Below are 14,342 nucleotides of genomic sequence, written 5' to 3'. Positions count from 1 at the left end.
GGATGTGGCAGACCCGGGCCTCGGCCGACGGTGGATTCAAACGGCGATCCGCGCCGTAAGGAGGAACCATGAAGCACATCCGCACCCTCGTCGCCGTACCCGTCCTGACCTGCGGGATCGCCCTGGCGGGCATGACCCAGGCTTCGGCGTACGAGACCTACCCGGAAGACGACTATCGCACTGTCGTGGAGCCGGCCCAGAGGATCTATGTCGACGACACCGTCGCCGAAGTCCTGCAGGCAACAGCCGGCGCCATCGGTGGGGCAGGAATCGCCCTGTCCACCCTGTGGGTCTACCGCCGTCGTCATCCGATCCACGCTCAGTAGTACGGCGGCCGTCGCTCCGCCAGAGCGGCGGCCGCCACCCGGCTGGTCGTACCGGTCTTCCGAAGGATGTTGGAGACATGGACGCTGACCGTCTTGGCGCTGATGAACAGCTCCTGTGCGATCTCGCTGTTGGACCGTCCGGCAACCAGGTAAGCCAGCACTTCCCGCTCGCGGTCGGTGAGTGTGGCCAGTCTCGAGTCGTCCACGGTCTGCATGACCGGCACCGGCGTACTGAGGTCGATCTTCGACCGCCGGGCGAGCGATTCGACGTCGGCCTGCAGGGGTCTGGCGCCGAGCTCGACCGCGCACCGATGCGCCTGACGCAGGAGATCACCGGCCTTCGACGCCGGCCAGCCACTCGTCAGACCGGCCTCGGCGCAGCGCCACTGTGCGACCGCCTCGTGCCAGCGGCTGTCCGCCGTACCCGCGTTCTCGATGACCCGGCGCCACAGCTCGGGCTGATCCGGAGTGTTCCGGCAGCGGGCGAGCTCAGCCGCGACGATCGACCGATCCATCGCCGCGACGTCCTTCCCACCCAGGGCGTGCGAGAAGGGCTCCCACGGCCATTCGGCAAGGACGGTCTCGACCGCCTCCGAAGCCGCGAGGCCTTGCTCGCCGCTGTCCCGCGCGGCCTCGGCCACCGCGTGCACGTACACGGCAAGCGCCTCATCGTCGTCCGGCTCGGGATAGTCAGCGACGACGAGCCGTCGGCGTGCCCAGGTCACTGCGTCCGCGGCCTGGCCTTCAGCGATCCGCAGCTCGATACCGGTGATGGTCATGAACTGGCGGAGCGGGTTGAAGTCTTCGGACACCAATTCGAGCGCCCGATCGAAGTGTTGCCGCGCCTCCTCGGTCCGTCCCGACCGCACCGCCAGCAGACTCGCGGCCAACCTGATGCCTGCTCCGGGGATGCCGATGCAGCGTGCGGCCAACGCGGACCGCAGTACCGCCCGGCAGTCCGCCCAGCGTCCGAGGTCGATCAGCTCGTCCGAGGCTTGGAAGGCGAGGAAGTAGGCCCAAGTGCCCCCGCCTCCGGCAACGGCGTCGTGGTAGGCCGCACGGGTGACGTCCGCGGCTTCGTCTCGCCGACCAAGCGTGTGCAGGGCATCAAACCGCCAGAGAGCGGCGTTCATGGCTGTGTCGACATCACCGCAGGACTTTGCCAGCTGCTCCGACCGGTCGGCGTCGGCGAGCGAATCCAGCGGCACGGTGCGGTCGTTCGCGCCCGCGCGGGCGCAGAGTGCTCGGCCGAGGGCTTGCGTCGATTTCGACCTCTCCGCGATCCGGACGGCTTCCTCCGCATGGACCAATTCGCCCGGGATGCCGTACATTCCCTCGATCTCGGAGAGGTCGGCGAAGGCAAGAGCTCGTTCCGGGCTGTCCAGGAGATCGTCGGTCATCGCGATCGCTTCGTGGAGCTCTTCCAGGTCTGGCAATTCGGGCGTTGTCGATTGCCAGCGAGCGTGGGCCAACGCGACGAGCAGACCGCAGGCCAGCCCTGGGTCTCGAGTTCTGTCCACCAGGCTCAGGGCCTCGCTGAGGAACGCCACCACGACTTTCGGCCAACCGGCTCGCCCGCACGCCACGCTCGCACGTCGTAGTAGCCCGATCCTGTCGTCTGTTGACCCTCGGATGGCGGGCGACACCGTCGCCCAGAGATCACACGCCCGGCGGAGCTGGATCGCCACCTCAGTCGATGCTCGCAACCGGGCCGCCTCGTCCGCCGCGACGAGCGACCAGTGGTAGGTCGCGTCGATGTTGCCGGTCTTCTCGTGATGGGCCGCCAGTTCGGCCGCTGACGCGTCGGCGGGCTGTGCCTCGAGTACGCGGATGTACGCGGCGTGGAGCTCAACGGCTTGATCAGGCGACAGACCGTCGTACAGGACGTCGGCAAGCAGCGGGTGCCGGAACCACCAGCCGCCCCCGTCGGCACTGGTCACCACGCCGCGGTCCTGCGCCTCCAATAGTTGGGCGCCGATCAGGTCCGCCTTGAGCCCCTGCCCGGCTGCGACCTCAGTCAGTACGGCGGCCGACGTCGGGCGGCCGCCGACGGCCAGGATCCTGGTGATCAGGCGGGCGTGTTCGGACAACCGGTGCCAGGCGGCGAGCAGGGCTTCGCGGAGTGCTGCCGGTACGGTCGCGGGCAGGGTGTGCTCCGAGCCGGACAGGTCACGCACCATCAGTTCGATCAGGTACGGGTTGCCGTCCGACCGGGCGAGAACCTCGCTGACCAGTCCGATGTCGGGTGTCTTGCCGAGGAGTCCTTCGATCTGACTGCTCGCGGCATCCAGATCCAACGGCTCCAAGGCGATCTCGTCGAACAGCGGCATCCGGCGCATATCCGCCAGCCAGCCGTGCAGCGGATGTCCTTCGGGTCGTTCCTCGGTCCGGCAGGTCGCGATCAGGACGAGTCGCTGGTCGCGGAAACCCGCGATCAGGTACGACAACACGTCGAGCGAGGCGACATCGGCCCACTGCAGATCATCCACGACCACGACCGTCGGCCGCCGTACCGCGATCCGATTCAGCACCAGATCGACCAGCACCGGCAGCCTCGTCGTGTCGAGACTGTCAGGTCCGTCGCTGCTTCCGAGTGCGGGCAGTAAGGCGCCCAGCCCGTCGATGCCGGCGAGCACTTCGGTCCGCTCCTCGGACGACGCCCGAGTCAGCCAGTCCTGCAGTACGCCGGTGATCGGCGCGAACGGAACAGATGCGCCGCCGAAACGCACACAGGATCCCCAGAGCACGGTCTGCTTCGGATCCCGGAACGCCTCCCGTGCCAGCCGGGTCTTCCCGATGCCGGCCTCACCGTGAATGACAACCGCGCGCGGAACGCCATCCATCGCTCGGCGCATCACCTCGCCGAGCAGCCGCAGCTCAGCATCCCGCCCAGCCAAAAGACCCCGCACAACCCCCATGCGCACCAGTCAACACCCGCCGTCGTAGGGGACGATCGTTTCAATCGTGGATTTCGGTCGCAATCCGGCGATCGCGGCGACTGAGATCCACGACTCGGCGCCGGAGTAGAGCTCCTCACGAGCCGCGGGGTGTGAACCGCGTCGCTGAGGGTGGGGGCGGGGTGTGCCATGATCGGGCCGACGGTTGTGGAGGAACACCGGTGACTGGCGGGAGCCAGGAGTCCGGGGCGGTCCCGCCACTGTGACCGGGCCACGCGTTCGACGGGCGGCCCGGAAGCCAGGACATCCGCGTCCGTCCGCCGGACTGCGATCTCCGCGGTACGGCGTACCAGTTGCCGAAGCGGGCGTGGACACCCGCTCGACGAAGGGATCCCGCCGATGCGGCCTGCTCCAACCACCTCCGGCACTGCCTCTGGATTTCCGTTCACGGCGGTGGTCGGGATGGAGGATCTGCAGCTCGCGTTGATCCTGGCGGCCATCTCGCCCGCGATCGGCGGCGTACTGATCCGTGGCGAGAAGGGCACCGCCAAGTCGACCGCGGTCCGCGCGCTGACGGAGATCCTCCCGCCGGTCGACGTCGTACCCGGGTGCCGGTTCTCGTGCGATCCCGATCATCCGGACCCCACCTGCCCGGACGGTCCGCATCAAGCATCGGACGCGCCGCTCACCCGCGCCGCCCGTCTGGTCGAGCTGCCGGTCGGCGCGACCGAGGATCGCGTGCTCGGCTCTCTGCATCTCGAACGCGCATTGGCCGAGGGCGTCACGGCGTACGAGCCCGGTCTGCTGGCTGCTTCGCATCGCGGGCTCCTGTACGTCGACGAGGTCAACCTGCTGCACGACCACCTGGTCGACGTACTGCTCGACGCCGCCGCGATGGGCCGCGCGACCGTCGAGCGCGACGGCGTGTCCGTCACCCACCCGGCGCGTTTCGTCCTGGTCGGCACGATGAACCCGGAGGAGGGCGAGCTCCGCCCGCAACTCCTCGACCGCTTTGGCCTGACCGTCGACGTCGTCGCCAGTCGTGACCCGGCCGTCCGCGTCGAGGTCATACGCGCCCGCCTCAGCTACGAGGCCGATCCGCCGGGCTTCACCACGCGGTACGACGGAGCACAACGCGAACTCGCCGAGCGGATCGTCAAAGCCCGCGACCTCTTGTCCGAGGTGATCCTGACCGACTCGGCCCTGCGCCAGATCGCCGAGATCTGCGCGTCCTTCGACGTCGACGGGATGCGGGCCGACCTCGTCACCGCACGTACGGCGGTCGCCCACGCAGCCTGGTCCGGTCGGACGGTCGTCGAGGTGGATGATGTCCGTGCGGCAGCCAAGCTCGCACTGCCACATCGCAAGCGCCGCAACCCCTTCGACGCGCCGGGCCTGGACGACGACCAACTCGAAGAGGCCATCAACAACAGCACCCCACCCGCAGACCCCGACGACGATCCGGACGGTGGCCCAGATGGTGGCCCGGGTGGGGGCGTGGACCCGGATGAGTCTGGTGCTGATTCTGCTGATGACCATGAACGTGCATCGGGTACGACGGGTCCGGCGCCGGCTGGTGACGTTGTCGGGAGTTCCGAGCCGTACAAAGCTCGCCTGCTGAGCGTCCAGTCCGCCGGTGCGGGAGTCGCGGGCCGACGGTCTCGGGCGATCACCGATGTAGGCCGCGTGGTGGGCGACCGGCCGCGGATCGGGCGGGAGTCTGGTCGGCCGCACCTGTTGGCGACCATCCGGTCGGCGGCACCCCATCAGCAGGTCAGGGGTAGGAGCGGACCAGGGCTTGCGGTGAGACCGGAGGATGTTCGGCTGACTGTACGCGAAGGCCGCGAGGGCAATCTCGTCCTTTTCGCCGTCGACGCCTCCGGTTCGATGGGCACCAAGAAGCGCATGGGCGAGGTGAAGACAGCGATCGTCTCGCTCCTCCTCGACGCGTACCAGCGCCGCGACACCGTCGGCCTCGTCACCTTCGCCGGCGCCGCCGCCACGGTCGCGCTGCCACCGACAGGCAGCGTCGAGACCGCCGTACGACGTCTTGAAGCGCTCCCCACCGGCGGTCGCACCCCTCTCGCCGAAGGTCTGCTCCAAACCGCCGAAGTGCTACGCATCGCCGCCATCCGCGACGCACGCCGCCGACCCCTGCTCGTGCTCGTCACCGACGGCCGGGCGACGCACGGCGACAACGCCTTCCCGCGCGCCCGCCAGGCAGCCGGATGGCTTGCCCAGCAAGGAATCGCCACGGTCGTCGTCGACTGCGAACCGCATCGCGGCGTCCGGCTCGGGTTGGCCGCGGAGCTCGCCGCGGATCTCGGTGCGGAGTACCTCGATCTCGGTGACGTTGCCGCCGGCAATCTCGTCCGCACGGTGACCGAGCGGAGGGTTGCCTGATGCCGAAAGGGCAGCCGAGTGTGGTGCCGCAGGACGGCCTGACCACCCGGCAGCGGCGGAACCGGCCGTTGCTGATGGTGCACACCGGCGAGATGAAGGGAAAGTCGACGGCCGCCTTCGGGATGGCGCTGCGCGGCTGGAATCAGGGCTGGAACATCGGCGTGTTCCAGTTCGTCAAGAGCGCGAAGTGGAAGGTCGGCGAGGAGGGTGCCTTCAAGGCCTTGGGTCAGTTGCATGAGGCAACGGGGCAGGGCGGGCCGGTCGAGTGGCACAAGATGGGCGAGGGCTGGAGCTGGTCGCGTAAGGCCGGCACCGAGGAGGACCACGCCGCCGACGCACTCGAGGGCTGGCACGAGATCCAGCGGCGGATCAAGGCCGAGACGCATGACCTCTACGTGCTCGACGAGTTCACCTACCCGATGAAGTGGGGCTGGGTCGACGTCGACGAGGTGGTGGAAACTCTGGTCAACCGGCCGGGTCACCAGTACGTCGTCATCACCGGCCGCAACGCCGATCAGCGACTGATCGACGCCGCCGATCTGGTGACCGAGATGACCAAGGTCAAGCACCCGATGGACGCCGGCCAGAAGGGCCAGAAGGGCATCGAGTGGTGATCCCACGGGTGGTGGTCGCGGCGCCCGCCTCGGGAGCCGGGAAGACAACCGTCGCCGTCGGCCTGATGGCGGCGCTCCGGCAGGCCGGGCACACGGTCGCCGGCTTCAAGGTCGGCCCCGACTACATCGACCCCGGCTTCCACGCGGTCGCGACCGGGCGGCCGGGGCGGAACCTCGACCCCATGCTGCAAGGCGAGGAGCGCGTCGCGCCACTGTTCGCGCACGGCGCCGAGGGTGCGGACCTGGCCGTCGTCGAAGGCGTGATGGGCCTGTACGATGGCGCACTCGGGACCGAGGGGTATGCGTCCACGGCCCACGTCTCGAAGTTGCTCAAGGCACCCGTCGTACTCGTCGTCGATGCGTCCGCGGCGGGTCGCAGTGTCGGTGCTGTCGTCAACGGTTTCGTTGCCTTCGACACCGAGGTGCGGATCGTCGGCGTGATCCTGAACAAGGTCGGCTCGGACCGGCACGAGGCTGAGGTCCGGGCCGGTGTCGCGCCGACCGGCGTACCGGTTCTCGGCGTACTCCGACGGGACACCCGCCTGACCGTGCCCAGCCGTCACCTCGGTCTGGTCCCCGCCGACGAACAGCGCGAACAGGCAGCCGCGGCCGTCGAGGCAGCGGCCGACCTGGTCCGGAAGGGCGTTGACCTCGAGGCCTTCGTCGCCGCTGCCCGCGCCGCGATGGAGGTCCACACGGAGGTGTGGGATCCGGCGACAGAAGTGCCCGCAGCGGAAGGTCGACCGGTCGTGGCGGTTGCCGGCGGCCCGGTGTTCTCGTTCCGCTACACCGAGACGACCGAGCTGCTCGTTGCCACCGGCGCCGATGTCGTCACCTTCGATCCGCTGTCCGACCCACTGCCTGAAGCGACATCAGCGTTGTACCTGGGTGGTGGCTTCCCCGAGCTGCACGCGGAAGCCCTGTCCGCCAACGTCAAGCTCCGCCGTCAGGTGGCCACCGAGATCGCGGCCGGCCTTCCAGTCATCGCGGAGTGCGCCGGCCTGCTGTACCTCTGCCGCGAGCTGGACGGCCACCCGATGACCGGCGTCCTCGCCGCGACCGGCCGGATGACCGGCAGCCTGACCCTCGGCTACCGTACGGCGATCGCCGCGACCGCGACCGCGTTCTTCGACGAAGGCCGGCGCGTCCGAGGACACGAGTTTCACCGTACGACGATCGACCTCGACACCGAGGTGGATCCGGCCTGGTACCTCCCAGGCGGGGTCGAAGGAGTCACCCAGCCCCGGGTGCACGCGTCGTACCTGCATCTGCATTGGACGGCGACCCCCGACGTGCCAGCACGTCTGGTAGCGGCCGCCCGCATTCACGCCGGGATGGAGAAGTGAACCTGGTCGTCGGCGTCGGACTGCGATCCGGTACGTCGTACCGCGAACTTCGCGAGCTGGTCGACGCCGCGCTGGCTGCAGTTGGCGGGGGAGTCGTGCGGACGGTGGTCACCGTCGACGGCCGAGAGAGCGAGCCCGGGCTGCAGCGGTTGGTGGCCTACCTCAATGCAGACCTCCACACCGCGCCGACTGCTGAGCTGGCGCGTCAGCCTGTGCCGACGCCGAGCGACCAGGTCGAGCAACTCAAAGGCACGCCAAGCGTTGCCGAGGCAGCGGTCCTCCTCACCGGCGCAGAACTAGTGGTGACCAAGCGCCGCTCCATCAACGCGACCGCAGCGGTTGGGCGACTCCCTGCTGCACCTGGCTACCCGCCGAACGAGCGCGACGTGGTGCACCGGGTGCTGGCCGAGCGCCGGGACGTACGGCGGGGGTTCGTGAGCCAGCCGATCGCGGACGACGCACTCATCCGGGTGCTGGAGTCCGCACACCGGGCACCGAGTGTGGGGCTCAGCCAGCCGTGGGACTTCCTGCTGATCCGCGACGTCGCCACGCGCCGGAAGGTGCACGACCTCGCTACTGCCCAGCGTGACGCGTTCGCAGCGTCGCTTCCGCCCGACCGGCGGCAGGCGTTCGACGGGCTGAAGATCGAGGCCATCCTCGACACTCCACTGAACATCGCGGTCACCTGCGACCCCGGCCGCGGCGGCAGGCACGTCCTGGGCCGGCATGCGGATCCGCGGACGACCTGGTTCTCGGCAGCCATTGCTATCCAGAACCTCTGGCTTGCCGCACGTGCCGAAGGGCTCGGAGTCGGCTGGGTCTCCTTCTTCGAGCCCGGTGAGGTTGCGGCCGTACTAGATCTTCCGGCACATGTAGAGCTAGTCGGCTACCTCTGCGTCGGGCACGTGGAGGAGTTCGCGGCTGCACCCGAGTTGGTGCGGACTGGTTGGGCTGCACGTCGTCCACTCGCGTGGGCCGTCCACCACGAGCAGTGGGGCCAGCGAGGCGCCACGTCCATCGAGGAGGACGCGGCAAACGCCGGTGTGAACGCACTGGGTGCTGCCGGCCGGCAGCGGGTGCGAGTGGTCGTGGGTGGTGACCCAGCGGAGTACCTGGGCCAGGCCGATGCGCTCGTCGTCCAGCTGGGACCTGACAAGCCGGTGGCTGACTTCGGAGTGCTCTGGCGGCCCGCGCGTACGCCGGTGGAGGCAGTCGAGCTAGGTGTCGAGGTGGCACGCGATCTGGCGATGCAGGGGGTCGGGCAGCTCGCCGTACAGGTAGTAGAGCAGTCAGAGCTGGCTGATGGGCTGGCACGCGGGCTACGGGCCGGTGCCCTTGCGTGTGGAGTGGCCTGGTCGGGGTGACAGACTCGTCTGTATGACCGTTCCACCGCAGGGCCCCAGCCACGATCAAGCAGCCATGTACGTGCCCGCGTTCTCGATGAAGCAGCGGATCACCATGATGGCGAACAAGTACGAGCTGATCGCCACCAACCCCGACGGCACGGACGGGCAGGTGCTGGCGTTCGCGCAGCAGAAGCGGATGGCCTTCAAGGAGCAGGTCACCTTCTACACCGACGACACCAAGTCGCAGCAGGTGTTCTCGTTCAAGGCGCGCAAGACGATCGACCTCGGCTCCGGCTACGACGTGCTGGACGCGAACGGGCAGCCGATCGGCTGGTTCAAGAAGGAGTTCGGCAAGAGCCTGCTGCGGTCCAGCTGGCTGCTGTCCAGCGGTCACCTGCACGCGAGCGGCACGGAGCGTAACCCGACGATCGCGATCGTCCGCCGGCTCTGGGACTTCGTGCCGTTCATCGGCGAGATCCCGCTGCCGTTCATCTTCCACTTCGACTTCACCGACCAGGCAACGGCACAGCCGGTCCTGTCGGTCGAGCGTAAAATGTCCGTCCGCGACCGCTACCGGATCACCGTCCAGGACAACCGCATGGACTTCCGCGTGGCCGCCGCGATGACAGTTGCTCTGGACGCGCTCCAGAGCCGGTGACATCCACCGAGCGCAGTACGTCGTACGCCTGGCGTACTGCGCTCGTCGTACACCCTCCTCCCTCTTTTGGGTGAAGTGACCCTGAGAGCACTTGGTTCCGCCCGGTCACGGTGCGAGTCTTGACCCATGGGGACAGCGCAGCGCAGTCGACGGTGGTTGGTACCGGTCGCAGCAGTCGCAGTGGTCGCGGGGGTGGGCACGCTCGGACCAGTGGTTGCGGACGCGTCACCCAATCTCCCCGACATCACCGCGCAGGAGCTGCTGACCAACGTTCAGACGGCGAAGGTCGACGGACTGAGCGGCACCGTCCGGTCCGCCGCGGACCTCGGCCTGCCCGCGCTGCCCGGGGTCGAGGGCGGTAACCAGATCCCCGACCTGCTGACCGGCGAGCACACCGCCAGGGTCGCCTTCGCGAGCCCGAACAAGGCACGCGTCGCCGTCCTCGACAACATGGCCGAGCGGGTCTGGACGACCGACGGCAAGACCGCCTGGGCCTACGACTCCTCCGAGCGCGAGGCCGTCAAGCTGACCCTGCCGGCCCGGACCCAGCGGCCGAGCAAGCCCGAGGCCAAGCCGGAGTCCTACGACCCGCAGGCCATGGCGAAGAAGTTCCTGGACGCGATCGACCCGACCACCAAGGTCGAGGTGAGCGGGACCGAGAAGGTCGCCGGCCGGGACGCGTACAAGCTGCGCCTGGTGCCGAAGACCGACAAGTCCACGGTCGGTTCGGTCACGCTGGCGATCGACTCGAAGAACTGGGTTCCGCTCGAGGTGACGGTGATGCCGCGCACCGGGTCGGACCCGGCCGTGCAACTCGGCTTCTCCTCGGTGTCGTTCGACGTACCGGCGGCGAGCACGTTCGCGTTCACCCCACCGAAGGGTGTGACCGTGAAGGAGGAGAAGGTGCCGGCCCACCGGCAGGTCCCGACTCCGGTCAAGCCGCCGAAGAGCACGGAGAAGCCGGCCACACCGGCCGGTGACGACAAGCCGACGACGATCGGCGAGGGCTGGGAGACCGTGGTCGCGTTCCGCGACGTGAACATTGCGCGCACCGGGCCGGTCGGTCAGTTGCTCGCGAACGCCCGGACCGTCGAGGGTTCCTGGGGCACTGGCAAGATCCTGACCAGCAAGATGGTCAACGCCCTGATCACCGATGACGGCCGGGTCCTGGTCGGCATGGTCAGCCCGGACACTCTGGTCGCCGCCGCACCGAAGGCGCCGCGCTAGCCGTGGCAAGCCCCTCCTCGCCGCCTGTGGTGACACGGGGGCTGACCAAGCGGTTCAGAGGCGGGCAGGTCGCGGTGGACGCGGTCGACCTCGAGGTGCCGGCCGGGAGCGTGTTCGGGTTCCTCGGGCCGAACGGTTCCGGGAAGACGACGACCATCCGGATGATGCTCGGACTGATCTCGCCGACGGCGGGATCGGTCGAGCTGCTGGGGGAGTCGATGCCGAAGGCCCAGCTGCGGGTGCTGCCGCGGGTCGGTGCGCTGGTCGAGGGTCCGGCGTTCTATCCGTTCTGGACCGGGCAGGCGAATCTGCTCCGGTTCGACGCGGCGGACCGGACGGCCGACCCCCGCACGCGGAAGGCACGCGCAGGGCAGGCGCTCGAGCGCGTCGGCCTGTCCAACGCGGCGAACAAGAAGGTGCGCGCCTATTCGCTCGGCATGCGGCAACGGCTGGCCATCGCGGTCGCACTGATGCAGCGCCGCGAACTGCTCGTCCTCGACGAGCCGACCAACGGCCTCGATCCGCAAGGCACCCGCGAGGTCCGCCACCTGATCCAGGAACTCGCGAGCGACGGCACCACGATCTTCACCTCGACCCATCTGCTGGCCGAGGTCGAGCAGGTCTGCACCCACGCCGCCGTGATGAGCCGCGGCCGCCTCGTCCGCCAGTCCACCGTCGCCGAGCTCCGCTCCGAGCTCCGTCCCCGGTTGGTCGTCCGTACGCCGGACGTCGGCCAGGCCGCCGAGACACTGAAGAGCCTCGGAGTCACCGACCTGAAGACGACGGCCGAGACCGTCGAAGGTGACGCCGGTGAGCTCCCGATCGACAAGTTCGCCGCCGCCCTGGTCGCCGCCGACGTCCGCATCCACGGCTTCGGCCTGGAACGACCCAGCCTCGAAGACGCCTTCGTGGCCCTCACCGGAGAAGGTTTCGATGTCGCCGAGTGAGCTGTCGCCCAGTGAGCTGTCGCCCGGCGAGCTGTCGCCCGGCGAGCTGTCGCCCGGCGAGCTGTCGCCCAGCGAGCTGTCGCAGGTCCGGCCCAGCGCTGGTCGTCATACGTTGGCCCTCTTCAAGTCCGAGCTGCACCTGGTGTTCGGGCGGGCCCGGACCTGGGTGCTGCTCGCCGTACTCGCCGCGGTTCCGGTGATGATCGGTGTGGCGATCAAGCTGTCCGGGTCCGAGGGGGACGCCGAGGGGTTCCTCGGTCAGGTCGCCGGGAACGGGCTGTTCTTGATCGTCGCCAGCCTCGCGATCTCGCTGCCGTTCTTCCTGCCCACCGCCGTGACGGTGGTGTCGGGGGAGTCCCTCGCCGGTGAGTCGAGCCTGGGCACGTTCCGCAACCTGCTCACCGCTCCGGCCGGCCGATCCCGGTTGCTCGCCGCGAAGATGGTCGCGCTCGCCGTGTTCTGCCTGGCCGCGACGATGGTCATCTGGCTGTCCGGGCTGATCGCCGGTGTGGTGCTGTTCCCGGTCGGCGACGTACTTCTTCTCTCCGGGACGACGGTCTCGCTGGCCGACGGGTTGGTGCGCGCGCTCGGCATCGCCGTACTGATCGCGCTCTCGATGCTCGGGCTGGCCGGTATCGGGTTGTTCGTGTCGTCGCTGACGTCGACCCCGCTGGCGGCGATGGCGGCCACCTTCGGCGCCTTCATCGTGTCCGGGATCCTCGGTGCGATTCCGCAGATCGACGTGATCCACCCCTGGCTGCTGATCTACGGCTGGCCGTCGTTCGCCGACCTGTTGCGCGACCCGCCGTACTGGGACGCGATCGGCCGCAACCTGCTCCTCCAGGGCGCCTATCTCGCCGTCTTCTACGCCGCCGCCTGGGCCCGCATCACCAGCCGGGACATCAACGGCTGAGACAATGGCTCGGTGGATGCCGACCTGGTCGCCGTACTGCGATGTCCCGTCTGCGGTGACGCGCTCGCACTGAACGACCGTACGGCGCGGTGCCCGCGCGGCCACTCGTACGACCTGGCCAAGCAGGGCTACCTCAATCTATTGCCCTCGGCATCGACCGGGATCGAGGGCGACTCGGCCGGGATGATCGGCGCCCGTACCGTCTTCCTCGGCGGCCGCCACTACGCGCCCATCCGCGACGCCCTGATCCTGACCGCTGCGTCCAACGGCCTGCAGGTCGACGGCGAGGAGCTGGTCGTCGAAGTCGGAGCGGGTACGGCGTACTACCTGGCCGGAGTCGTCGGCGCGGCGCCCGGCCGGCGGGGGATCGCGCTCGATGTCTCCCGGTACGCCGCTCGGCGGGCAGCCAAGGTGGACCCGCGGATCGGGTCGGTGGTGTGCGACGCGTGGCAGGAGTTGCCGTTGCTCGACGACTCGGCGCAGCTGATGCTGAACGTGTTCGCCCCGCGCAATGCCGCCGAGATGGCCCGCGTACTCGCGCCAGGCGGCACGCTGCTCGTGGTGACGCCCAACCAGGAGCACCTGGCCGAGCTGGTCGGCGTACTCGGGCTGGTGAAGGTCGATGAAGAGAAGGAACGACGCCTGCAGGAGTCACTGGCCGGGAAGTTCGACCAGATCGGCAGTGAGGTGGTCGAATCGGTGATGCGACTCGACCGGACCGCGGTCGAGCAGTTGGTGCTGATGACACCGAGCGCGCGGCATCTGAACTATCGCGAACTCGCGGCCAAGGTCGCCGTACTGCCGGAGCCGGCGATCGTCACGCTGTCGGTCACGCTGTCCACCTGGCGGGTCGGCTGAGTGATGCCGGCTCGAGCTCGGCACCACCACCCGGTCGACGTCAGGCGGCGGCGTTGCCGGTGAGTTCGCGAGCCACCACGGCGCCGTGCTGCTCGGCGGTGACGTGGGCCTCGGACTCGGAGACCTTGGAGGCGTCGATGAGCTCCTCCATCCCGGGGGTGACCGGGGCGAGGGTGAGCTCTGCGACGGCGGTGCGGATGTTCATGCCGAGGACGTCGCCGAAGACGCGCTCCAGGTACGGCGTGGCGTGGTCCCAGCCGTGCTTCGGGGTGCCTGGGCTGTAGCCGCCGCCGCGGGCGAGCGTCAAGATCACCGGCCGGCCGGCGACCGGGCTGGGCCCGTAGACCAGCTCGGGGTCGATCAGCAGCAGGTCGATCCAGGTCTTCACGTGCTGGGCGATGCCGTAGTTGTAGAGCGGTACGGCGAGCAGGACCGCGTCGGCGTTCTTGATCTCGGTGGCGAGTTCCTCGGCGAGCGCGGCGGCCTCGGCGAGGCTGGAGTCGGTCTCGGCGCCGAGCTTGGCCGCCACGAGGGTCGGCCAGGCGTTCGCCGGGAGCGGGTGCAGACCGAGGTCGCGCCGGACCACGACGCCGTCCGGGTGTTCTGCCTTCCAGGCAGCCTCGGCGCTGTCCGCCAGGGCACGGCTGACCGATCCGTCCAGCCGGATGCTGGCGTCGACACGTAGCAGGGTCGTCATCTCAGTTGTCTCCATCATTCATGAGGGGGCGCTCGAATCGAGCTGTTCTGAAGATAGTCTGTCGGACAGAACATCTTCAAGTCAGATCGTATTCCAGGTGGCGTACACCA

12 protein-coding genes and 1 riboswitch are annotated in these 14,342 nt (G+C 68.9%); of the genes, 10 read left to right on the top strand and 2 right to left on the bottom strand.

All coding sequences use genetic code 11. From position 1 onward, the window contains the following. The first annotated feature begins 68 nt into the window (after positions 1-68). On the top strand, positions 69-326 hold the full coding sequence (locus tag EV652_RS26220) for a hypothetical protein (protein ID WP_132211896.1): 258 nt from the start codon (positions 69-71) through the stop codon (positions 324-326). Here EV652_RS26220 and EV652_RS46055 read toward each other — a convergent pair. Continuing rightward, positions 320-3,244: a helix-turn-helix transcriptional regulator gene (locus EV652_RS46055; RefSeq protein WP_132211895.1), complete on the bottom strand. Its 2,925-nt coding sequence runs from the start codon at positions 3,242-3,244 to the stop codon at positions 320-322. The genes EV652_RS26220 and EV652_RS46055 overlap by 7 nt on opposite strands. Before the next feature lie 167 nt (positions 3,245-3,411). Next, positions 3,412-3,552: riboswitch (cobalamin riboswitch) on the top strand. Between the two features lie 70 nt (positions 3,553-3,622). Between EV652_RS46055 and EV652_RS26210 the strand changes: the two genes are divergently transcribed. The 9 genes from EV652_RS26210 to EV652_RS26170 all read left to right on the top strand — a co-directional run bounded on the left by EV652_RS26210 (position 3,623) and on the right by EV652_RS26170 (position 13,535). After that, on the top strand, positions 3,623-5,626 hold the full coding sequence (locus EV652_RS26210; protein WP_132211894.1) for a putative cobaltochelatase: 2,004 nt from the start codon (positions 3,623-3,625) through the stop codon (positions 5,624-5,626). Further along, positions 5,626-6,240 carry a cob(I)yrinic acid a,c-diamide adenosyltransferase gene (gene cobO, locus EV652_RS26205; RefSeq protein WP_132211893.1) on the top strand — a complete coding sequence of 205 codons (615 nt, stop codon included), beginning with the start codon at positions 5,626-5,628 and terminating at the stop codon, positions 6,238-6,240. The genes EV652_RS26210 and cobO overlap by 1 nt, the downstream gene beginning before the upstream one ends. Further along, the gene (locus EV652_RS26200; RefSeq protein ID WP_242002015.1) at positions 6,234-7,586 is read left to right on the top strand and encodes a cobyrinic acid a,c-diamide synthase CobB; all 1,353 of its coding nucleotides are present in this window, start codon (positions 6,234-6,236) and stop codon (positions 7,584-7,586) included. The genes cobO and EV652_RS26200 overlap by 7 nt, the downstream gene beginning before the upstream one ends. Further along, positions 7,583-8,950 (top strand): 5,6-dimethylbenzimidazole synthase, encoded by a 1,368-nt coding sequence (bluB, locus tag EV652_RS26195; protein ID WP_132211892.1) that lies wholly within the window; start codon positions 7,583-7,585, stop codon positions 8,948-8,950. Before EV652_RS26200 ends, bluB begins: the two co-directional genes overlap by 4 nt. Before the next feature lie 13 nt (positions 8,951-8,963). Next, positions 8,964-9,590 (top strand): LURP-one-related family protein, encoded by a 627-nt coding sequence (locus EV652_RS26190; protein ID WP_242002014.1) that lies wholly within the window; start codon positions 8,964-8,966, stop codon positions 9,588-9,590. 126 nt (positions 9,591-9,716) lie between these two features. Continuing rightward, positions 9,717-10,817, top strand: coding sequence for a LolA family protein (locus tag EV652_RS26185; RefSeq protein WP_132211891.1), 1,101 nt, complete (start codon positions 9,717-9,719; stop codon positions 10,815-10,817). A 26-nt stretch (positions 10,818-10,843) separates the two neighbouring features. After that, complete coding sequence (locus tag EV652_RS26180; RefSeq protein ID WP_242002013.1) at positions 10,844-11,764, top strand: ABC transporter ATP-binding protein; 921 nt, start codon at positions 10,844-10,846, stop codon at positions 11,762-11,764. Continuing rightward, positions 11,751-12,677, top strand: coding sequence for an ABC transporter permease (locus EV652_RS26175; protein ID WP_132211890.1), 927 nt, complete (start codon positions 11,751-11,753; stop codon positions 12,675-12,677). Before EV652_RS26180 ends, EV652_RS26175 begins: the two co-directional genes overlap by 14 nt. 12 nt (positions 12,678-12,689) lie before the next feature. Further along, on the top strand, positions 12,690-13,535 hold the full coding sequence (locus tag EV652_RS26170) for a putative RNA methyltransferase (RefSeq protein WP_132211889.1): 846 nt from the start codon (positions 12,690-12,692) through the stop codon (positions 13,533-13,535). A gap of 40 nt (positions 13,536-13,575) precedes the next feature. On the opposite strand, the gene EV652_RS26165 is transcribed toward EV652_RS26170, so the two are convergent. Further along, on the bottom strand, positions 13,576-14,232 hold the full coding sequence (locus EV652_RS26165) for an FMN-dependent NADH-azoreductase (protein ID WP_132211888.1): 657 nt from the start codon (positions 14,230-14,232) through the stop codon (positions 13,576-13,578). Positions 14,233-14,342 lie beyond the last annotated feature (110 nt).

The organism is Kribbella steppae (assembly GCF_004342025.1).
GTDB classification, from domain to species: Bacteria; Actinomycetota; Actinomycetes; order Propionibacteriales; family Kribbellaceae; genus Kribbella; species Kribbella steppae.
Note: the sequence above shows the minus strand (reverse complement) of the source record. Positions and strands in the feature narration are given on the sequence as shown.

What these genes read in the sequence shown, in the direction of transcription:
- EV652_RS26220 (WP_132211896.1), top strand. Translation starts at nt 69, where the DNA reads ATGAAGCACATCCGCACCCTCGTCGCCGTACCCGTCCTGACCTGCGGG.
- EV652_RS46055 (WP_132211895.1), bottom strand. Translation starts at nt 3,244, where the DNA reads ATGGGGGTTGTGCGGGGTCTTTTGGCTGGGCGGGATGCTGAGCTGCGG.
- EV652_RS26210 (WP_132211894.1), top strand. Translation starts at nt 3,623, where the DNA reads ATGCGGCCTGCTCCAACCACCTCCGGCACTGCCTCTGGATTTCCGTTC.
- cobO (WP_132211893.1), top strand. Translation starts at nt 5,626, where the DNA reads ATGCCGAAAGGGCAGCCGAGTGTGGTGCCGCAGGACGGCCTGACCACC.
- EV652_RS26190 (WP_242002014.1), top strand. Translation starts at nt 8,964, where the DNA reads ATGACCGTTCCACCGCAGGGCCCCAGCCACGATCAAGCAGCCATGTAC.
- EV652_RS26185 (WP_132211891.1), top strand. Translation starts at nt 9,717, where the DNA reads ATGGGGACAGCGCAGCGCAGTCGACGGTGGTTGGTACCGGTCGCAGCA.
- EV652_RS26175 (WP_132211890.1), top strand. Translation starts at nt 11,751, where the DNA reads ATGTCGCCGAGTGAGCTGTCGCCCAGTGAGCTGTCGCCCGGCGAGCTG.
- EV652_RS26165 (WP_132211888.1), bottom strand. Translation starts at nt 14,232, where the DNA reads ATGACGACCCTGCTACGTGTCGACGCCAGCATCCGGCTGGACGGATCG.